The 18,663-nt window shown below is 64.3% G+C and carries 22 protein-coding genes; 5 read left to right on the forward strand and 17 right to left on the reverse strand.

Annotated elements, in window-relative coordinates; all coding sequences use genetic code 11:
* Positions 1-4: 4 nt before the first annotated feature.
* From OW521_RS09770 to OW521_RS09835, 14 genes are all read right to left on the reverse strand, one after another.
* Positions 5-1,411, reverse strand: a complete 1,407-nt coding sequence (locus tag OW521_RS09770; RefSeq protein ID WP_268024956.1) for a flagellar hook-length control protein FliK — start codon at positions 1,409-1,411, stop codon at positions 5-7.
* Positions 1,411-2,097, reverse strand: a complete 687-nt coding sequence (locus tag OW521_RS24170) for a C40 family peptidase (protein ID WP_326494025.1) — start codon at positions 2,095-2,097, stop codon at positions 1,411-1,413. Before OW521_RS24170 ends, OW521_RS09770 begins: the two co-directional genes overlap by 1 nt.
* Positions 2,094-2,570, reverse strand: coding sequence for a flagellar FliJ family protein (locus tag OW521_RS09780; RefSeq protein ID WP_268024958.1), 477 nt, complete (start codon positions 2,568-2,570; stop codon positions 2,094-2,096). Before OW521_RS09780 ends, OW521_RS24170 begins: the two co-directional genes overlap by 4 nt.
* Entirely contained in the window at positions 2,567-3,898 is a 1,332-nt protein-coding gene (locus OW521_RS09785; protein WP_268024961.1) for a FliI/YscN family ATPase, read from the reverse strand. Before OW521_RS09785 ends, OW521_RS09780 begins: the two co-directional genes overlap by 4 nt.
* Positions 3,895-4,515 (reverse strand): FliH/SctL family protein, encoded by a 621-nt coding sequence (locus tag OW521_RS09790; protein WP_268024963.1) that lies wholly within the window; start codon positions 4,513-4,515, stop codon positions 3,895-3,897. The genes OW521_RS09785 and OW521_RS09790 overlap by 4 nt, the downstream gene beginning before the upstream one ends.
* Positions 4,505-5,539 carry a flagellar motor switch protein FliG gene (gene fliG, locus OW521_RS09795; RefSeq protein WP_268024965.1) on the reverse strand — a complete coding sequence of 345 codons (1,035 nt, stop codon included), beginning with the start codon at positions 5,537-5,539 and terminating at the stop codon, positions 4,505-4,507. Before fliG ends, OW521_RS09790 begins: the two co-directional genes overlap by 11 nt.
* The gene (fliF, locus tag OW521_RS09800) at positions 5,536-7,170 is read right to left on the reverse strand and encodes a flagellar basal-body MS-ring/collar protein FliF (protein WP_268024967.1); all 1,635 of its coding nucleotides are present in this window, start codon (positions 7,168-7,170) and stop codon (positions 5,536-5,538) included. The genes fliG and fliF overlap by 4 nt, the downstream gene beginning before the upstream one ends.
* Complete coding sequence (gene fliE, locus OW521_RS09805; RefSeq protein WP_268024969.1) at positions 7,170-7,523, reverse strand: flagellar hook-basal body complex protein FliE; 354 nt, start codon at positions 7,521-7,523, stop codon at positions 7,170-7,172. The genes fliF and fliE overlap by 1 nt, the downstream gene beginning before the upstream one ends.
* Entirely contained in the window at positions 7,523-7,915 is a 393-nt protein-coding gene (locus OW521_RS09810; RefSeq protein ID WP_268024971.1) for a flagellar basal body rod protein FlgC, read from the reverse strand. Before OW521_RS09810 ends, fliE begins: the two co-directional genes overlap by 1 nt.
* The gene (locus OW521_RS09815; protein WP_268024973.1) at positions 7,915-8,256 is read right to left on the reverse strand and encodes a flagellar basal body rod protein FlgB; all 342 of its coding nucleotides are present in this window, start codon (positions 8,254-8,256) and stop codon (positions 7,915-7,917) included. Before OW521_RS09815 ends, OW521_RS09810 begins: the two co-directional genes overlap by 1 nt.
* A 137-nt stretch (positions 8,257-8,393) precedes the next feature.
* A complete protein-coding gene (locus OW521_RS09820; protein WP_268024974.1) occupies positions 8,394-8,684 on the reverse strand; it encodes a hypothetical protein in 291 nt (96 codons plus the stop codon).
* Positions 8,674-9,114 (reverse strand): flagellar export chaperone FliS, encoded by a 441-nt coding sequence (gene fliS / locus OW521_RS09825; protein ID WP_268024976.1) that lies wholly within the window; start codon positions 9,112-9,114, stop codon positions 8,674-8,676. The genes OW521_RS09820 and fliS overlap by 11 nt, the downstream gene beginning before the upstream one ends.
* A gap of 3 nt (positions 9,115-9,117) precedes the next feature.
* Positions 9,118-10,503: a flagellar filament capping protein FliD gene (gene fliD / locus OW521_RS09830; protein WP_268024978.1), complete on the reverse strand. Its 1,386-nt coding sequence runs from the start codon at positions 10,501-10,503 to the stop codon at positions 9,118-9,120.
* 121 nt (positions 10,504-10,624) lie between these two features.
* Positions 10,625-11,503 carry a flagellin N-terminal helical domain-containing protein gene (locus OW521_RS09835; protein WP_326494026.1) on the reverse strand — a complete coding sequence of 293 codons (879 nt, stop codon included), beginning with the start codon at positions 11,501-11,503 and terminating at the stop codon, positions 10,625-10,627.
* Between the two features lie 294 nt (positions 11,504-11,797).
* On the opposite strand from OW521_RS09835, the gene OW521_RS09840 reads away from it, so the two are divergent.
* The 5 genes from OW521_RS09840 (at position 11,798) to OW521_RS09860 (ending at position 16,888) form a co-directional block, all read left to right on the forward strand.
* The gene (locus OW521_RS09840) at positions 11,798-12,298 is read left to right on the forward strand and encodes a flagellar protein FlgN (protein ID WP_268024980.1); all 501 of its coding nucleotides are present in this window, start codon (positions 11,798-11,800) and stop codon (positions 12,296-12,298) included.
* A 44-nt stretch (positions 12,299-12,342) separates the two neighbouring features.
* Positions 12,343-13,764 (forward strand): flagellar hook-associated protein FlgK, encoded by a 1,422-nt coding sequence (flgK, locus tag OW521_RS09845; protein ID WP_268024982.1) that lies wholly within the window; start codon positions 12,343-12,345, stop codon positions 13,762-13,764.
* 3 nt (positions 13,765-13,767) lie between these two features.
* Positions 13,768-14,655 carry a flagellar hook-associated protein FlgL gene (flgL, locus tag OW521_RS09850; RefSeq protein WP_268024984.1) on the forward strand — a complete coding sequence of 296 codons (888 nt, stop codon included), beginning with the start codon at positions 13,768-13,770 and terminating at the stop codon, positions 14,653-14,655.
* The gene (fliW, locus tag OW521_RS09855) at positions 14,652-15,068 is read left to right on the forward strand and encodes a flagellar assembly protein FliW (protein WP_268024985.1); all 417 of its coding nucleotides are present in this window, start codon (positions 14,652-14,654) and stop codon (positions 15,066-15,068) included. The genes flgL and fliW overlap by 4 nt, the downstream gene beginning before the upstream one ends.
* 254 nt (positions 15,069-15,322) lie before the next feature.
* Entirely contained in the window at positions 15,323-16,888 is a 1,566-nt protein-coding gene (locus tag OW521_RS09860) for an APC family permease (protein WP_268024987.1), read from the forward strand.
* An 83-nt stretch (positions 16,889-16,971) separates the two neighbouring features.
* Here the strand turns inward: OW521_RS09860 and OW521_RS09865 are convergent, their stop codons facing one another.
* The 3 genes from OW521_RS09865 to OW521_RS09875 form a co-directional block, all read right to left on the reverse strand.
* A complete protein-coding gene (locus OW521_RS09865) occupies positions 16,972-17,517 on the reverse strand; it encodes an AMIN-like domain-containing (lipo)protein (protein WP_268024989.1) in 546 nt (181 codons plus the stop codon).
* A 570-nt stretch (positions 17,518-18,087) separates the two neighbouring features.
* The gene (locus tag OW521_RS09870; RefSeq protein WP_268024991.1) at positions 18,088-18,354 is read right to left on the reverse strand and encodes a type II toxin-antitoxin system RelE family toxin; all 267 of its coding nucleotides are present in this window, start codon (positions 18,352-18,354) and stop codon (positions 18,088-18,090) included.
* On the reverse strand, positions 18,351-18,602 hold the full coding sequence (locus tag OW521_RS09875) for a type II toxin-antitoxin system Phd/YefM family antitoxin (protein ID WP_268024993.1): 252 nt from the start codon (positions 18,600-18,602) through the stop codon (positions 18,351-18,353). The genes OW521_RS09870 and OW521_RS09875 overlap by 4 nt, the downstream gene beginning before the upstream one ends.
* Positions 18,603-18,663: the final 61 nt, after the last annotated feature.

Genomic DNA, 18,663 nt, shown 5'->3' on the forward strand with positions numbered 1-18,663 from the left:
TTCATCAGACGAGAATGTCCAGGCTGCTGGTACTGCTTCGGGGAAGTACGACGGCGGTGCGCGGAAAGCGAGCCGGCTCGCCGTCGCTGCCCCTTGGGAAGGCCGGTCTGTCTGCCGGGCGCCGGTCTCGTGCGTCCGAGCCACCTGCGCCGGCATCGGCCGGAGCGTTGTGTTCGGACAAGTCGAGGCTGGCGCCGAAGCCGGATTCACCGAGCCCGCGCCGTAGTTCCGGCAAGATGCTGCGCACTGCCTCCCGGCCGGCTTCCCCGGGGGCGAACAATTCGATCCGCACGCCCGCGCCGTCAATGTGGGCCCGGACCGTCAGCGGACCCAGGTCTTCCGGGGACAACCTCAGCGTCATCACGTGCCTTCCCGGCTCCCCCGCCGCAAGGGAGAACAGCGGTCCCTTTACCTGGGGCAGCAGCTTGGCTGGATCTGCCTGCGGTGCCGGCGTGGCCACGCCGGCAGTAGCGGCCGAGGGAACCTGCTGGAGGGCCGACGCGGGCTGCAGGACAGCAGGAATTCCGGCCTGAATGCCTGCCGTGGCAGGAGTACCCTGGCCGCCGAGCAGTTCCGGGTCCTGTTGCGTCGCCGGTTTCCCGGAAGGAAGTACGACGGCGGTGCCGGCCGCCCCTGCCAAAGCTGCGGTGGTGCTGACGGCAGCTTCGGGGCCGGCGGGGGCCGGGCTGGCGGCTGAAGCGGCTATTGGCTGGACAGGACCCGGGTGAATTGCGCCCGGCTCGACGGTATTTGGTCCCGGGTTTCCGGCCGGGAGCGCTGTCGGCGCCGAAGGTGCAGTGGTGGAAGCAGTCGGGGTATTCGAAGGGGCAGTGTTCCCCGAAGGCAGGGTGCTTCCCAAAGACGGCAAGTTCCCCGCAATTATCGCAACACCATCCGACCCCGAGGGAGCTGTTGCATTCACCGGCAGGCTTGCTGGCTGCGTTGCCGAGCTGAGCCCGCCAGAAGCCGATCCCCCGGTCATGGCAGAAACATTGGTTGTTGCCAGTGTTCCCGCGACCGACTCCTGCGCCGCCGCGTTTCCGGACGGGATTCCGGAAACCGCGAGTCCGCCGGGAGCACAAGCTCCAGCAGCGTCCACTGCATTCGCAGGATCGGCCGTACCTTTGGCGTCCTCCGTCTTCTCATGTTCAGCAGAGCCGGGTTTACCAAGGCGGAGTTCACCGGGGAGGGCAACCGTACCGGAACCGTCGGTGGCAGGCTTTCCCGGCCCGCCGTCGTCGGGCGCTGGCTGGTCCTTCACCCCGGACGGCTTCCCGCCGGAAGCGGCCGCACCGGACGCCAGCACGCCGCCCATCACGGCATCAAAACCGGTGGGCGAGCCCGAATGCGGAGCCGATGCACCTCCAGGGGACGGCAGACGGGGAGCGGCAGTAGCGGGAGGCAACTGCATCACGAACCTCCGGCGGGCACTATGCGTCGGATCGCGGTCAGATTGGATTGCTGCTCCCACGCATCTCGAATCTGGATTGTCCGTCCGGGAACGGGCGCGTCGATCGCTTTGCCGTTGCCGAGATAGATGGAGATGTGTTCTCCGCCGAAACTCACCAGAAGGTCGCCGGGTTTGGCTTGGGCCAAGGACACCACCGGGGTGCCTTTCTGCATTTGGTCGCTCACCACACGGGGCAGGTCGACGCCCAGGTCCTTGAAGACCCGCTGCACAAAGCCGGAGCAATCCATACCCACCGCGGGGTTCGTGCCGCCCCAAACGTACGGCACGCCGACGTACTTCTTGGCGGCGGCCACCACGGCGTCGCCCGTGACTCCGCCCGTGGTCGTGCCGTTGGCTATTCCGGTGCCGACCCCCGAAAGCGCACCCGCTCCCGCTACACCGCTGAGGCCTGCCGTGCTCCCGAGCCCCAGGGACGAGGCGAGTTGGGAAATGCCCGAGGCCGACGCCGTCGAGCCCCCGACGGCCGTGCTCAGCGCCTGCGCGAAGGATGCCGCGTCCGCGGAAGAAGCCGCGCTTCCGGAGGCAGCGACCGTCCCCGTGGAGGACTGCGGACGAACGCCCTGGGTCAGTTGCTGCAGCATCGACTCGATGCTCTGGATGCGCCCGATGGCCTCGGTCATGCTCATGAGGTGGCCTTCCGCGCTGCAGGGCCCGCGCCGGGATGGACCGGGGCCGGCTGTGCGGAACTGCGGTGCCACGCGGAGGACGCAATCTCGTCCAGCACGCCTTGTTCAACGCGCAGGGCGGAAGCCTCGAAGGCGGCTCCGTGGCGGTTTTCGAGCTTCTCAAGTCCCACCGCGCGGCGCTTGGCCTCGGTGTATTCCGCGCGAGCCTCGGCGGCTTCCGCCTCCGCGCTGGCGGCCAAGGCGTCAAGCTCGGCCAACATGCTTTGCGCAGAAGCACGAGCGGCGGCGATCGCCAACAAAGCCGCGGAGCTGCCAGCATTTCCGGCGGACTCAGCCAGTTCCTCGCGGGCAGTGGCCTTGCGGGACCGCAGGGATGCGGACCGGGCGTTGGCACGGGCCAGTCCACTGGCGGCGGCGTCCTGCTGCGTCTGGCGCAGGCGAAGAAGCCCGGCCAAGGGGAATTGACGGTTCACGCGGCTCCTTCGAGGCTTGCTGAGAGTCGGAAGAGTTCCGGCCAGGACTCGCTATACGGGGTGGATTCGTCCATGCCCTGCTGCAGGAACCCGTTGATGGCGGCTTCGTGGTCCAGCGCCGCATCAACCAAGGGATTGCTGCCACGGTGGTAGGCGCCGACGTCGATCAGGTCCTGGGCGCTGCGCCGCGCGGCGAGGACCCGGCGCAAGGATGCAGCGAGGGCCGTGCGATCGGCGGTGTTGACTTTGGAGGCCACGCGGGACACCGAACCGAGCACGTCTACTGAGGGGAAGTGCCCTGTGACGGCGAGCTTCCTGTCCAGGACCACATGCCCATCAAGGATAGAGCGGGCGGCGTCGGCGATCGGTTCGTTGTGGTCGTCGCCGTCCACCAGTACCGTGTAGATGCCGGTCACGGAGCCGGTTTCGGCGGTGCCGGCGCGTTCCAGGAGCCGGGCCAGTACGGAAAAGGTCGACGGCGGGTAGCCGCGCGTGGCGGGCGGCTCACCGGCGGAGAGGCCGATTTCGCGCTGGGCCATGGCAACGCGGGTGAGCGAATCCATCATGAGCACCACGTCCTGGCCGGCTTCGCGGAACGATTCGGCGATCCTGGTGGCCGTGACGGCGGCGCGCAGGCGCATGAGGGCGGGCTCATCGGACGTCGCAACAACAACCACGGAACGTGCCAGGCCTTCGGGGCCAAGGTCGTCCTCCAGGAACTCGCGCACTTCACGGCCACGCTCCCCCACCAGGGCAATCACGGAGACTTCGGCATCCGTGCCGCGGGCGATCATGGACAGCAGCGAGGACTTGCCAACGCCCGAGCCTGCGAACAACCCCATGCGCTGTCCGCGGCCAAGCGTGGCCATGGTGTCCAGGACGCGGACGCCGGTCTGCAGCGGGGTGTCCACACGCGCGCGGTGCATGGCTGACGGCGCCTCGTTGTCTAGGGCGACCATGGGACTGGCAGGCAAGGGGCCTTTGCCGTCGATCGGACGCCCCAGCGCATCCAGCACGCGTCCGAAAAGACCGCGTCCGGTCGGAACCAGGATCGGGCTGCCCTTGGCACGTGCCGCGTCTCCCGCAGCCACTCCGGCCAGCCGTCCCAGCGGCATGCAGCGTACGGCGCCGCTGAGCGAGGCGACCACTTCGGCGTCGAGCCCGGGGGCCTCGCCCACCGTCACCAGATCTCCCACGGCACAGTCCAAGCCGGAAACTTCCAGGCCGAGGCCAAGCACGGACGTCACCGTGCCCACGCGCTGCGGGGCCGCGGCGGCGAGGGCTGCGCCGAACCGGCCAGCGTGCGGCCGGTATGCCTTGAGGCTCATGCGTCGTTCCCCAGCAGCGCCGCTTTGGCCCCGTTCAAAGCGGTGCTGAGCCGGGCGTCCAGCCAGCCCTGCGGATATTCCGCGATCGCGTCCCCGGGGCTCAGTGCGGGATCTGCTTTGAGTTCGACGCCGGACACGTTCCCGGCGTCGACGGCGTCCAGTGCGGCAAGATCTGCCGGGTGGAGGCGGACGGCAGTCACGGTTTCCAGCCCGGACACGGCGCCGAGGGCACGGGTCAACGCGGCGCGAGCGGTGTTCTGACCTTTGTCGAGTTCATAGCCCAGGATGGCTTCGGCAAGCTCGATCGCACTGGCCGCCAACACATCCTGCGCTTCTTCCAACGCAACGCCGCGGTGTTGCCGGGCTGCGACTGCGGCCGCTTCAAGCACACGGACAGCTTGCGCAACCGCCTGCCGCCCGGCGTCGAGCATTGCGCGGTGTTCAGCCTGGAGCTGTTCGCGTAGGCGCTGCTGTTCCAGCGCCGCAGCCCGGATCCCGGCAGCGTAACCTGCCGCGTGTCCTTGGATGTAGCCGCGGTCCTCCTTGCGGGACCGCTCGGCTGGCTGGATGTCAGGGAAGATGACGCGCGCGAAATCGGTGGCGGACTCAGTAGACATAGTCGTCTTCCTCGCCGCGCCGGACCACGATTGCACCTTCAGCTTCCAGTTCGCGGATCGAGCGGACAATCTCCGCCCGGGCCTCTTCAACCTGGGAGGCGCGGACGGGCCCGGCGGAAGCCATCTCGGCTTCGAGGATCTCCAGGTTTCGGCCGGACACGTTCGTGCGCACGGCCTCGAGCACTGCGGCGGGCGCGCCCTTCATGGCGACGGCGAGCACTTCGGCATTGACTCCGCGGAGGATCTGCTGGATGTCGCGGCGTTCCAGCTTCACGATGTCCACGAACGTCAGCATCCGGGCGCGCACCTCGATGGCCAGCTCGGGGTCGAGGGTCTCCAAACCGTCCAGTACGGAGCGTTCCGTGTTGACATCGGATCGGTTGATGATGTCGACCAGGGGTTGGATGCCGCCGACAATCTCGCTCGATTTCCTTTGCGACATGACCGCACCGGCACGCACTTTGAGGGTTTCGGCCACGATTCCCACGGCTTCCGGCGACGCCATTCCCATCGTGGCGATGCAGCGGGCCACCTCGCTCCGTTGGACATCGCCAAGGCCTGCCATGACCGCGGAGGCCTTGCCCGGCCGCAGGTGCGCCAGGATCAAGGCAATGGTCTGGGGCATCTCGCTGTCGATCAGTGCCAAGAGCTGCCCGGAGTCCATCATTTCCAGGAATTCGAAGGACTTCCCGGCCATGGTGGATGCAAGACGGTCCATGAAACCTGCTGCCTTATCCGCACCGAAGGAAGCTTCCAAGAGCCCGACGGCGAATTCCTGGCCGCCGCGGGCAGTCCGGCGTCCGCTGACCGCAAGTTCGTGAAACTCGGTCATGACGTGGTCCGCCACCGCTGAGGAGACGCGCCGCAAGCGCACGATCTCGGCGGCAATGTCCTCAGCTTCGGACTCTGAAAACTGGGCCATGACGGAGGCCGCACTGGCCGGGCTCATTTGCATTAGCACTACGGCCACCTTCTGGGCACCGGTCAAGCCGCCTACTTCCAAACCGAGCTCTCCGGCCCTCATACGGGCTGCTTTTCGTCCATGAGACCGCGGAGATACTCGGCGGTCCGGGCTGGGTTCTCGGCAACCATGGCTTCAATCTGGGCACGCCGCCGCTCTCCGTCGAGCGCTTCGGCGCCTGGTATCGGCAAGGCGGGCATGGGCAATGCCGGAACGGGATGCACCGGCGGCAGCTCAATCGCCGTCGTCGAAGGGGGCCCTTCGAGCGCGGGCGTCGTGACGGCGAGGGGAAGCATTTCGTAGTCAAGCCGCTCGCCAAGGTCAACCGGTTCGCGTTGCTGCCTGCGCCGCAGGAGGATCAGCACAAGCACAATCAGGGCAACTACTGCCAGCAGGATGCTGCCGGCCAGGATGAGCGTATTCACCAAATCCGACTGTTGCTTGGCATCGGCTTGGGCCTTGGCCGAGCCCAGCGCTTGCGCCGCTGCGTCCGCAGCCGACGTGCTGAACGGCAACACTTCGACCGTGACCACGTCGCCGCGTGCAGGATCGATTCCGGCGGCGGAAGTCACCAATGCCTTGACCGAGTTGACGTTGAGTCCTGCTGCGGCGGACTGGTTGATGGCGACGGAGATGGTTTGGCGCTTCACGGCACCTTGGGGAATGGTGCGGTCTTCGGTGACCTTGTTGACCGCGTTGTTCTTGGTGGTGTTGCTGGAGTCGAAGGTTCCGTTGCCGTTGGTCCCGCCGGGCACGGCAATGTTGTCCGGTCCCAGGACGCCGGAAGCACCGGCTCCCGTTCCGGTGAACTTCTCAGTCTTGGTGGTCTCGCTCAGCGGAACGGCGTCCTTGGCCGCGGAGAATGTCTCGCTGCGCTGTTGCGCGGACTCCGCGGTCACGTCGGCGGCCACGGCAACGGTGGCGTTGCCGGGTCCCACCACCTTGTCCAGGACGGCCTTCACCGAATCGGACGTGCGCTGCTGGTAGTCTGCGGCCTGTTTGGACGCCGAGCCCGTGGCTCCCCCGCCCACGGTGGAGAGGACGTTGCCCTGGGAATCCACCACGGACACGTTCGTTGGCTTCAGGTTTTCGATCGAAGCGGACGTCAGGTGCACAATCGCCTGGACCTTGTCCGCAGACAGCGTCACGCCCGGCCGCGTTTCCACGAAAACGGATGCCGTGGCGTCCGGGGTCTTGTCCACGAATACTGTTTTTGCCGGAATGGCGAGCTGAACGGCGGCGGTCTTGACGCCGTCCATGGCCTGGATCGTGGTAGCGAGTTCGCCCTCAAGCGCGCGTTTGTAGGTGACGGATTGCTGGAACTCGGAGGAGGTCACCCCGAGCTTGTCCAGCAGCGAATAGCCCGTGGCCGCGGCGGCCGGAAGGCCCGCTGCCGCCGCCTTCAGCCGCTCATCGTTGACCTTGTTGTCGGGAACCAGGATGGTGGAACCGCCATTGCTCAGCTCATAAGGAACATTGTCCTTGCGCAGCTGCTCCACGATCCCGTTGGCGTCGGTGTCCTTCAATCCGGAGAACAGCGGCGAGTAGGACGGTTTGCCCAACCACGCTGACAGGGCCACACCGCCCAGGACCAAGACGGCGATGCCGATGATGGCGATGGTGCGCTGCCCGGCGGTGAACCCCTTGAATCCATCGCCGAGCTTGCGAAAGAAAGCGGCAATCTGTGGAGGCATCAGGCCTGCATCCTCATGATCTCGTTGAACGCGTCAACGCCCTTGTTCCGCACCGTGGCCACAAGTTCCATGGTGATCTGGGCGCGCGTGGCCGCGATGGTCGCCTTGTGGATGTCATCAAGGTTGCCCGTTACAGCGGACACTGCCAGCTGGTTCGACGTCGACTGAAGTGACTGGAGGTCGTCCACGGCGCCGGTGAGCGCGGTGGCGAAGCCGTTGCCGCCCGCCGCCCCAGCGATTCCAGCGGTTCCGGTGGCTTTACCTGTGCCACCCGCGTAGCCGGTGCCGCTGACGCCCTGCACGCCAAGACCGTTGCCAGCGCCTTGAATTGCACCGATCGGGTCCAATGCCATCAGGATTTTCCTATCTCAAGCGCTGCCAGGTAAGTCTCGCGAGCACGGTCCACCACTTGGGCGTTGGCCTGGTAACCGCGTTGGGCCACAATTAGGGAACCCATCTGTTCGGCGAGGTCAATGTCCGGGTAGCGGACATAGCCTTGGGCATCGGCCAGCGGATGGTCAGGTTGGTACACGAGCCTGCCCGTTGCGCTGCCTTGAGGTGTGGCCTTGACGTAAACGCCGCTTCCGTTGCTGCCCTCGGCGGCCTCGATATAGCGCGCTTGGAACGCCTTGCCGTTGCTGCGGGTCGCGGTGTTCATGTTGGCAAGGTTGTCCGAGACGGCGTCGAGCCATTTGCGGTGGACGGTCAGGGCGGAGCCGGCAATTCCGATCGCATCAAAAGTCATCAGCTGGTCCTCATGGCGGTGCGGAGGGCCGTGAATTCGCTGCCGACGGCCCGGGCGGCGAACTGGTACCGGAGCACAGTGTCGATGTTGGAAAGGGTTTCGGTGTCCAGGTTCACGTTGTTGCCGTTGAGCTGGGTGGGCTCCTGCGACGTCGAGATCGTGGATGCGGCATGCCCATCGCCCGAGCGCACGGAAGCTGCGAGGGCGTCTTCGAACTGGACCCTTTTGGCGTGGTAGTTCGGGGTGTTGATGTTCGCGATGTTGTTGGCGATGGTGCGCTGGCGCAATGTCAGCCCGTCGAGCGCGCTACCAAGGGCAACAGAAGTCACTGAATCGAACACGACGGCCTGCCTTCGCGAATAGATATGAAGAGGCCGATCCGTGGCCGTGCATCGAGCGATCCCTGCTCAACTTCCACCATCGGCACCTACAAGGCATCCGTTAGTCGATCGTGGAAGTTGTTTTCGGTGCTTTCTCTTCAGCCTTGGACGTCAAGGAACAGCGGCCGCGCTGTACTTTGGGTGTCCGGGACGGTGCTGAGGGCGTCCAAGTGGGCCAGAGCGTCGTTGCGGACCTTGCCGAGCATGGCCATTGATTCCAGCTGCGCATCAAGGATCCGCCTCGCCCGGTCAGCCAGCTCCACGGGAAGTGGCGCGGCCTCGTGGGGAGGATTCCATGGCGCGGGTTCTCCGCTGGCGAAGGCTTCTGCGATGTCGGCTTCCAAGCGGTCCAGGATTTCGGACCATTCCTGAACCGAATCAGCCGACACCGAGCATGCCGTTCGCCCTGATCGTTGCGGATACCGTGGCCTGGACGGGCAGCTGTGAGGCGGCGTCATGCCAGCCTTGGCGGAGCGGCTCGAGGAGCGCAATGCATTCCTTGGTCCGGTTGAGGTCGCGGTAGATGTTGGCCCCGATCATGGCTTCCATCGCGTACTGGTAGATGGTCAGCAGCCCGGGCGCCCCATCCCATGCATCGGTCTTCAAGGTGGAGGACAACTCGGTGACGATCGCCTGTGCATGCAAGAGGTTTTCGCTCGCGGCTTCCCAATTGGCGTTCTCCTGGGCGAACTGGGCGCGGTTCAGGTCCAGGAGCAGCCGATCATAAAGCATGGTCAGCAGTCGGGCGGGCGGGGCCGAAAGGACGGCGTCGTCGTTGTACCGGGAAAGCTGGCTTGCGCGGAGTGCTGTGGAAGTCATGCTTTACGCTCCTGTTGAGGATTTGGGAAGGCTGGCGATCTGGCCAGTGAGCCAGGAAGACTGCGATTGGAGCCCGCCGAGCAGGACCTCCATGTTGGTGTAAACGCCCTGCAGCGTCGCACGACGGGCGGCCAGGCGCTGATCCCAATCGGAAATCTGACTGCCCAGATCGGCCACTTCGGATTGTTGTCCTTTGATCAGGCCGGTAACCGAGCCACTGAACGGATCTGTTGCATTGTTGGCTGCGTCGGACACCCGGGACGCGATGGCCTGGAGTGCTGCTTGCGTCCCGGCTGGATCCGAGGCCAAGGAGGATTGGAGCTTGGCCGCGTCAAAGGTGAAGTTGCCGTCCTTGGTGACATTAATTCCGTACTCGAACGGAGACTTCCCGTTCACGGGCATCGACATGGCACTGAAGACGTCGTCGTTGACAGCGCGGACGCTGCTGTTGCCGGTGAAGATCCCGCCCGTGGACGCGGTGACTCCATTAGTGCCGCTGGTGGTGTTGACGGCGCTGTACATCGAGACAAATCCGAGCACATCATTGACCGCGTTCACCAAATCCCCGGCCTTCTTGGTGATTCCTGCGGAGTCGCTCGCGATGTTGACGGTCACCGGCCCGGCCGTGACGACGGAGGCCGTGACTGACACTCCGGGAAGCAACTCGGTGAAGGTGTTGGTTCCGGAGGTGATTGTCTGTGCTGCCGGCGTGCCGGCGTATAGCGTTGCCTTTGCGTCTTGGGCAGCCTTGACTACGGCGGCCGAGGGATCAGCCATCAGGTCGGTCGCGGTGCCCGCACTCACCTGTGCTGCGGTGCCTTGGTAGACGCTGAAGGCCCCAGCCGATCCGGAGGTGGCCGCGGTCAGCTGAAGGCGGTAGGTTCCGTTGCCCGCCGGGACCTTCACGGCACGCGCCGGGCCGGAGGCTGCGTTGATTGCCGCCACGACGTCGTCAAGAGAAGTGGACGCCGGCGTGATCTCGGTCTGTTTTCCCGTGGAATCAACCAGTGTCAGGTGCGCCGGTGCACCCGAGCCGTCTGTGGGCCAGCTCGTCATCGCAGCGGTAACGTCTACTTGGGTCTGGGCCAGTTGGGTGACCGTGACATCGATGGAGCCGGCAGTCGCGGAGGTCGTCACCGTCGCGCTGAGCGACGGAGACGTGGTGGTGGCGGTAAACAGATTGAGGGCATTCGCCGCGGAGTCGCCGGTGGCGAGATCGCGCATCGCCGCCAGTTTGGTGTTGAAGGATTGGAGGGTGGAGATCATCGTCTGGTCTGAGCCCAGCTTCGTCTTGAGCTGAGTCTGCGGCAGCGCCTCGACACTCATGAGCGAATCGATGATAGATGTGGTGTTCAAGCCGCTGGCGAGGCCGTCGATCGAGCTTCCCACGGTTAGTCCTTCCTGATGATCTGGTCGTGTTGTAGAGGATCCGGACGCCAATGGCGGCCAAGGGGGGATTACCCGCCCTGACCGCCATTGCCGCTTATTGTCGGTCTCTCACCGGAAGGTCTTAGCGCAGGAGGGAAAGAACACCCTGGCCGGACTGGTTCGCCTGGGCAAGCATTGCAGTACCCGCCTGGGACATGATGTTGGCCTTGGTGAACTTGACCATTTCCGCAGCCATGTCCGTGTCGGTGATGCGGGACTGCGCAGCCTGGAGATTCTCCCCGGAGACCTGGAGGGTCTTCGTGGCGTGCTCCAGGCGGTTCTGGGTTGCACCCAGGTCCGCACGCTGAGCGGAGACAGCCGCGATGGCGGAATCGATGGACGCGATCGTGGTCGTGGCCTTGGCGCTGGTGCTCACGTCGAAGCCTGCTGCGGTGGTGGCGCTGGAGAGCGTTCCAACTGCTGTAGCGACGTCGCCGACCTTGACCGAGATCTTGTCGTTAGCGGAACTGCCAGCGCCGACCTGAATGTCCAGGCTGCCCGCAGTGGCTACCTGCCCCGCCGACACGCCGTTACCCGTGGCACCCTTGAGCAGGTCGATACCATTGAAGTTGGTGGACTGCGTGAGACGGTCCAGTTCCTTGCCCAGCGAGTCGCCTTCACCCTTGATAGCGGTGCGGGCTGCGGCGTTGTTAGTGTCGGACGAGCCCTGGACAGCGAGGTCACGCATGCGCTGGAGGATCGAGTGGACTTCGGTCAGGGCGCCTTCAGTGGTCTGGATGACCGAGATGCCGTCCTGGGCGTTACGGGCGGCCACGGCCGAACCGGAAACCTGGGACTTGAGGCCCTCGGAGATTGCCATGCCGGCGGCGTCATCAGCTGCACGGTTGATGCGCAGGCCGCTGGAAAGCTTCTCCATCGACTTGGACACCTCGTTCTGCGTGTTGCTGAGGTTGCGGTAAGCGTTGTTCGCCATCAGGTTGTTGTTGATTGCCATGCCCATGATGTATTCCTCCGTGATTGGGTCTTCGTACTCCAGGCCATCCGTGGCCTGTCACTTCTGGTTATCGGAACGGGGAAGCCCGGGGTTAGCAAAAACCTGCTAGGAATCTGCTTCTGCCGACAAATTGGACTATCCGCCACTTGACTGGACAAAGCATCCAAAGCGTGCATCAACAACTACTAACGCATGGGGGAGACGGCCGATAGTTGTTTCTAGCGCGGTGAAGGCACAGGGGAAAGTGCTTTCTCGCGGGAACGCACCCGAAAACCAACCCGGAACTGGAGTTGACCCGCCATGGCCATCCATGAACTGTCGGCCCTGCTGTGGCGAGAGCGTGAGCTGCTGGATCTGCTGACATTCAAGCTGGAGGAAGAGCAGTTGCTGCTCACGGCAGGCAAATCCCGCTGGTTGCCACACGGCACGCGGGAAGTGGAACAGGTCCTGGAGCACCTTTCCAAGGCAGGCCTGGCCAGGGCTGTGGAAGTAGCGGCCGTGGCAGAGCAATGGGGCCTGCCCGCGGAGGCCTCGCTGGGCGAACTGGCCTCGGCCGCCCCGGACGAGGCCTGGGCTGATGTCCTGTCCGCGCACCTGAACGCCATGCACCAGCAGACCGCCACCATCAAGGAGCTGCGTGATTCCAACGAGCAGTTCCTTCGCGCCGCCGTCCGCTCCACGCAGGAAACCATGGCGGACCTGAAGCCGGCTGCCGGGACCTACGACTCCCACGGCCGGACCGGACCCCGGGGCAGGACCGGAGACTCAACCCCGTCCCGCCTTTTCGACCAGCAATTCTGACCGGAACTCGCCAAACGCAGCCCCGGACCACCAAAGGACAAGCAGTGAGCACATTCGGCGGACTCAACACGGCCTACCTGGGCCTCACCGCAGCACAGCAGGGCATCAATCTTGCCGGGCAGAACATCGCCAACGCGGGCACTGACGGCTACACGAGGCAACGTATTGAACAATCGGCCGTCGGCTCGCCGGTACGCACGGGTCTCAGTGCCGCCGGGGCACAGGCAGGCCAAGGCGTGTCTGTGGACGGGATCGCCCGCCTGGGCAACGCCTTCCTCGACGCCGGCGTGCGCTCCACTGCCGCCCAAGCCGGGTACGCAGGCCTGAGGTCCACCGAACTTCAACGGATCGAGGGGTCCCTTAACGAGCCCGGGGCTGCCGGAATATCGACGGCTCTGCAGAGCTTCTGGTCCTCGTGGCAGGGAGTATCAAACCACCCGGGCGAAGCGGCGCCGGCCCGCGCGGTCCTTCAAGCCGGCACAACCCTTGCCGAGACTGTTTCAACGGGTTACCGGGCTTTGGATTCGCAGTGGACGCGCGTCCGTGGGGAAGCGGCAACCACCGTTGCCACGCTGAACGATGCCGCAGCCCGGGTGGCTGGTCTCAACGCGACCATCCGCTCCGTGACCGCCTCGGGCGGCTCTGCCAACGAGCTCATCGATGCCCGCAACCAGGTGACTGAAACCATCGCGTCCCTGGCCGGGGGAACCGTCCGGGAAAACACCGATGGCACGGTGGATGTTTTCGTCGGAGGCAATGCCATCGTCTCCGGCACGTCGCACCGCGATCTCACTTTGACCGGGCAAGCGACCATGGGTGCACCCGGCTCAGCGGTGCAGTTGGAGTGGGCCGACCGACCCGGTGGAGCTGTCCCCCTCGACGGCGGAAAGCTCGCCGGAGCCGTATCCCTCCTCTCCCCCGCCGCAGCCGGTGGGACGGGAGACGCCATCTCCGAGGCGGCTGCCTCCTACAACGCCTTCGCCACCAAACTCATGAACGACGTCAATGCCGTTCACCGCACCGGGCAGTCCACAACCGGCGTCACTAACCTCGATTTCTTCTCGACTACCCCGGGCCTCCCCGCAGCACTATCCCTCAGCGTGGTCCCGGCGAGCGCCGCGGGGATCGCTACCGGCGCTCCGGGTTCCGGCGCCCTCGACGGCAAGATTGCGGACGCTGTGGCCCAAACCGGCGTCGGGCCCTGGTCCCCCGACGCCTTCTGGACCGGCATCGTGACCGGCATCGGCACGGTTTCCCGTTCGGCGCAGCAGCACGAGCAGCTCGCCAGCGCGGCGAGCGCGGCCGCCGTCGGGCAACGTTCCTCCGGCGCGTCCGTCAGCCTTGACGAAGAAAACATCAGCCTGCTCACCAACCAGCACGCCTACCAGGCGGCGGCACGGGCAATGACCGCAGTAGACGAAGCCCTCGATGTCCTGATTAATCACACCGGATTGGTGGGAAGGTAAACCATGCTGAACCGTGTCACGAGCCTGACGATGTCCGCGGCCGCTCAACGGAACCTGCAGGCCGGGCAGTCCAAACTCGCCGCCCTGCAGGACAAGGCGAGCACCCTCAAGAACATCACCCGCCCTTCGGACGACCCCGCTGCCACTGCGAATCTCCTTGCCACCAAGGGCCAACTCAGTGCCGCGGCGCAGTACGGAAACAACATCAGCGACGGCAACGGGTGGCTCACCACGGCAGACTCGGCCCTCGGCATGGCCACGAACATCCTCAACCGCGTGCGGGACCTCACCCTCCAAGCGGCCAACGGCTCCGTCAACGGCACCGCCAAGGAGGCGATCGCCGTCGAACTCGAAGGCCTCAACAAGGATCTCCTCGCCCAGGCGAATACCCAATATCTGGGCCGCAACATCTTCGCTGGAAGTTCCGATTCCGCGGGGGCGTTCAGCAATGCCGCGCCGCCCGTGTACAACGGAACGCCAGGTGGCACGGTGGAACGCCGGGTTGATGCGTCGCAGACAGTGCGGGTAGACACCGACGGCGGTGCGATCTTCGGCGACGGCGCCGGTTCGGTTTTCGCTTTGGTGAGTAACGTCGTCGCTGACATCCGCTCCGGAGCGAATGTCAGCAGCCGTTTGCCGGCAATCGGTGACAGGATCAAGGCAGTCATCGGGGGGCGCGCGGAGGTCGGCGCACGGCAGGCCAAGCTGTTGAGTGCCCAGGATTCCATCGATGGGCTGAAGTTGACGCTGGACGCGCGGCGTTCCGGTATTGAAGACGCTGATATAGGAAAGACGGTCCTGGACTTGAAACTGCAGGAAACCAACTACCAGGTTGCCCTCGCGGTCACCGCCAAGGCACTCCAGCCAACGCTCATGGATTTCCTGCGATGAGTACGGCACTGGCTTTTAGTGAGCTGAGCTTCACAGCACCGATGCCCGGACTTGAAGCCGCCGAGGGGTTCGCCTTGCGGGGAATCGACGGCGCCCCCGGACTCTACGCGATGGAGTCAGCCAACCCGTGGATCCGGATGTTCCTGGCCGACGCTGCCGTCTATGTTCCGGACTACGCCCCCGCCATCCCCCACTCAACCCTGGAGGTTCTCGGCTTGGACCGGACTGCGTTGGACCGGGAAGAGCTGGACGGGCCAGGGTTGGCAACGGTCCTCGTAGTCGTTAACCCGACTCCGGAAAAAACCACCGTGAACCTCGCGGCCCCGATCGTGCTGAACTCGGAAACAGGACGCTGCACGCAAATCGTGCTGGACGGCGACGGCTACTCCCTCCGGGCCGAACTGAGCGCCTGAGTAGCCCCGATCACCCTATGTGAGAAGTGAGATCTCGGCTCTTTCAGCCCGCGAAAGAGCCGAGATCTCACTTTTCGCGCGCCACAAAACCAAAATTGTTTGGCAAGACCCCTTGCGTGAAGGCTCCTCCCCGTCCATACTAAATGAACGTCATTCATTTAGTGACTCTTGTCTCACTGGAGAGCAATCTGGATGACCGAATACCAGAGCATCACCCAGCGACACCTCTCGGCCATCTAGAAAGAGCCAATCACATGACTCAAATAACCCGCCCAAGCGCAAGGAAGACCGTGGAGGCCCACGATCCCGCCGGCACCGAACACGGCATCAGCGGCAAAGGACTGAAGACGGGGCAGCTGGGGCTCCTCGCCGTCGTCGTCCTTGGTATTTCTTCGGTGGCACCCGCCTACAGCCTGACCAGCTCGCTGGGCCCGGCAGTCAACGCAGTGGGCTTGCAGTTGCCCGCCATCTTCATCGTTGCGTTCATCCCGATGATCCTGGTGGCATTCGCCTACCGCGAGCTCAACGCAGACTCCCCTGACAGCGGCACCACCTTCACGTGGGCCACCAAGGCCTTCGGCCCGTTCATCGGCTGGATGGGCGGCTGGGGACTGCTGGCAGCCAACATCATCGTCCTTTCCAACTTGGCAGGCGTCGCGGTGGACTTTTTCTACCTCTTCCTTGCCCAGGTTTTCGGCAATCCCGATCTTGCTGACCTGACGTCCAACAAAGCCTTGAATATCGCGACGTGTCTGGCCTTCGTGGCGCTGGCAGTGTGGGTGAGCTACCGCGGCCTGCACGCCACCAAGCTGGTGCAGTACGCCATGGTGGGATTCCAGGTAGTGGTCTTGGGCGTCTTCATCGTCATGGCCCTTACCCACGCCTCCTCCGGCGACACCCCCACGGCCATCGCTTTCAGCTGGGACTGGTTTGACCCGACCAAGATCAGCAGTTTCGAGCAATTCGCGGCCGGCATGTCCCTCGCGGTCTTCGTCTACTGGGGTTGGGACGTCTGCCTGACGGTCAATGAAGAGACGAAGGGCGGCAAGGGCACCGCAGGCAAGGCCGGTACCACGACGGCGATCGCCGTGCTGGGACTCTACGTCGCCGTGATCGTGGCCACCATGATGGTCGCCGGGATTGGCGGCGATGGGATCGGGCTGAACAACCCGGACAACCAGTCGAACATCTTCGCTGCATTGGCCTCGCCCGTCATGGGTCCGCTGGCCATCCTGATGTCCCTCGCCGTACTCGCAGGCACGGCTTCGTCCCTGCAGTCCACCATGGCTTCCCCCGCCCGCAGTCTCCTGGCTATGGGACATTACGGCGCCCTGCCGCAGAAGTTCTCCGCCGTCAGCAAGCGCTTCGGTTCCCCTGGGTTCGCAACCATCATGGCCGGGGCAATTTCCGGCGGGTTCTACGCCATCATGAAGGTGGTCAGTGAGAACGTTCTCAACGACACCATCCTGGCGCTGGGCTTGATGATCTGCTTCTACTACGGGATGACCGCGTTCGCCTGCGCTTGGTACTTCCGGCACAGCGTGTTCAGCAGCGTCCGCAACTTCTTCATGCGCCTGCTCTTCCCGGTGGTTGGGGGCGTCGTGCTGACGCTGGTCTTCATCCAGACGGCGGTGGACAGCTGGTCGCCGGACTTCGGTAGCGGGTCCGAAATCTTCGGCGTCGGCCTGGTGTTCATCATCGGCGTCGGCATCCTGGCCCTCGGAGCGGTGGTCATGCTGGTCATGGCCCGCGTCCGGCCCGGCTTCTTCCGCGGCGAAACCCTGCGCAAGGACACCCCAGCCCTCGTAGTCCCCGAGTAGCATCCAACACGCACAGAAGCCCTGTTCCGGAACCACCCGGACAGGGCTTCTGCGCGTGTTCGTCCCACCGAACGTGGGTCGCTTCACCACATATGGGCCACATCAATCACCAGGCGCGATCCTGTTCCCGGGCCGGTCAGCGTGAAGACCCTGAACGGAAGCCGGGCCCGGACGCCCAATCCGAGGCTGGTGTAGCCTTCGAAGCTTCCCGCGTATGCCACTTGGCGGAAGGTTTTGTAGCCGGCGACGTCGGTCAGTTCCGTCTTGTTGGCCGGGTTGTACGTGGCACTGCCGCTTGGGTTGTACGCAGGCGCGTTGACCGTGACTTGCAGGAACGCATTACCCCTCAAATCAACGGGAAGTCCAGAGCCGTCCTGCAATACCTGCGGAACGTAGCGGACTGAATAACCGGCAACGTTGCCGTTGAGGTCGACCACCAATCGGTCAAAGCATGGTTGCTGTCCCGTCCTGACGTTGACAACTGGGGCCCGGGTCAGCGCCGGGCTGGACTTTGCCAGCGATCCCCAGACGATCCCGCAATACGGGGCTGCCGAGGCCGCCCCTGGGGCCACGAGGCCAAGCCCGGCGGCCACGATCAAAGCTGCCAACCACACGTGAAACTTTCTCACTTGGGCCCACTCCTCCTGAGTGCTTGAGCTGAGTGCTTGAGCGATTCGATAGCTCAAGCGTACGAGCGTCCAGGCGATTTCAGGGGTTCCGTATCCGGTTCGGCGCCCAACCGTTAGTGGACCCTGCGCAAAGTCACGGGGACGTCTTTCAAGTGCCCGGATTCCGCGATTTTCAGGGGTTCCGGGCATTTTCTCGCCACTGTTCGTTATCGCGGATAACGACGGCGGAGCCCGGGTTTCGCGGGCCAGCTGAGAACGACGAGCAATCTCGTTAACTGTCTTGACGATGTCGCCGGTGATGGTCAGCCGCCACGTTTTCGGGTCGGGCAGCAGGGACAGGATCTGTGTCCCGAGGACTGCTCCGAGGTTCTGTTCCTGAATCAGGTACAACAGGGACCACTTACTTCTTCGCTGAGATGGGCAATATTGATAGTGATTTGGGATCAACCCGGGGCATCAGTCATGAGTTGAGAATAGGCCGATATCCAAGCGTTACCCCGCCGGGGCCAAAATCCCGGCCGGCTCCAGCCTGCAGCGGATCCGCCGGGTTGTTTAATGCCCTCAGAGCCTTCAATGCCGGTAGATTTCCTTGCGATGCCCCACCTTGACCACCAGGACCAGTAGTTCCTGGTCGTGAATCTCATAAATAATGCGGTAATCCCCGGTCCGGATGCGCCATTCCCCCTCGCCGCCCACTAGCTGTTTGCCCAAAGGGGGCCGCGGAGTATCACTGAGGATTTCCACAGCCTTCAGCACCCGTACCTGGGCTGCTTTGTCCAGCTTGCGGATCTGCTTCGCTGCAGCCGAGGTATAGCGGATGCCGAAACGGCCCGTCACGCCTCGATTCCAAGCTCACGCAACAATTCCTCGTGGGTGACCGTCGGTTCGTCCTCGGACCTGGCAGCGCGCGCAGCCGCGACATCCTCAGCATCTTCAAGAGCCTGCACGGCACGCTCATAAAATTCAGGATCCACCATCACCGCAACAGGGCGTCCCCGCCGGGTGATGTGCACGGGCTCGACACGGACACCGTCAATCAGCTCCGCCCAGTGCGTTCTGGCCTCGTTGGAAGTAGTAGTCGTCATACATCAATCTTACGAACCTTACGAAACGCAAGCAAGCGCACCTTTGCGTGGACGCCGCCTC

This window comes from Arthrobacter sp. MMS18-M83 (assembly GCF_026683955.1).
GTDB lineage: Bacteria > Actinomycetota > Actinomycetes > Actinomycetales > Micrococcaceae > Arthrobacter.

What these genes read in the sequence shown, in the direction of transcription:
- fliE (WP_268024969.1), bottom strand. Translation starts at nt 7,523, where the DNA reads ATGGCATTGGACCCGATCGGTGCAATTCAAGGCGCTGGCAACGGTCTT.
- OW521_RS09875 (WP_268024993.1), bottom strand. Translation starts at nt 18,602, where the DNA reads ATGACGACTACTACTTCCAACGAGGCCAGAACGCACTGGGCGGAGCTG.
- OW521_RS09785 (WP_268024961.1), bottom strand. Translation starts at nt 3,898, where the DNA reads ATGAGCCTCAAGGCATACCGGCCGCACGCTGGCCGGTTCGGCGCAGCC.
- fliF (WP_268024967.1), bottom strand. Translation starts at nt 7,170, where the DNA reads ATGCCTCCACAGATTGCCGCTTTCTTTCGCAAGCTCGGCGATGGATTC.
- fliG (WP_268024965.1), bottom strand. Translation starts at nt 5,539, where the DNA reads ATGAGGGCCGGAGAGCTCGGTTTGGAAGTAGGCGGCTTGACCGGTGCC.
- fliS (WP_268024976.1), bottom strand. Translation starts at nt 9,114, where the DNA reads ATGACTTCCACAGCACTCCGCGCAAGCCAGCTTTCCCGGTACAACGAC.
- OW521_RS09835 (WP_326494026.1), bottom strand. Translation starts at nt 11,503, where the DNA reads ATGGGCATGGCAATCAACAACAACCTGATGGCGAACAACGCTTACCGC.
- OW521_RS24170 (WP_326494025.1), bottom strand. Translation starts at nt 2,097, where the DNA reads ATGAGCATGACCGAGGCCATCGGGCGCATCCAGAGCATCGAGTCGATG.
- OW521_RS09770 (WP_268024956.1), bottom strand. Translation starts at nt 1,411, where the DNA reads ATGCAGTTGCCTCCCGCTACTGCCGCTCCCCGTCTGCCGTCCCCTGGA.
- fliW (WP_268024985.1), top strand. Translation starts at nt 14,652, where the DNA reads ATGAGTACGGCACTGGCTTTTAGTGAGCTGAGCTTCACAGCACCGATG.
- flgL (WP_268024984.1), top strand. Translation starts at nt 13,768, where the DNA reads ATGCTGAACCGTGTCACGAGCCTGACGATGTCCGCGGCCGCTCAACGG.
- OW521_RS09790 (WP_268024963.1), bottom strand. Translation starts at nt 4,515, where the DNA reads ATGTCTACTGAGTCCGCCACCGATTTCGCGCGCGTCATCTTCCCTGAC.
- OW521_RS09860 (WP_268024987.1), top strand. Translation starts at nt 15,323, where the DNA reads ATGACTCAAATAACCCGCCCAAGCGCAAGGAAGACCGTGGAGGCCCAC.
- OW521_RS09840 (WP_268024980.1), top strand. Translation starts at nt 11,798, where the DNA reads ATGGCCATCCATGAACTGTCGGCCCTGCTGTGGCGAGAGCGTGAGCTG.
- OW521_RS09810 (WP_268024971.1), bottom strand. Translation starts at nt 7,915, where the DNA reads ATGACTTTTGATGCGATCGGAATTGCCGGCTCCGCCCTGACCGTCCAC.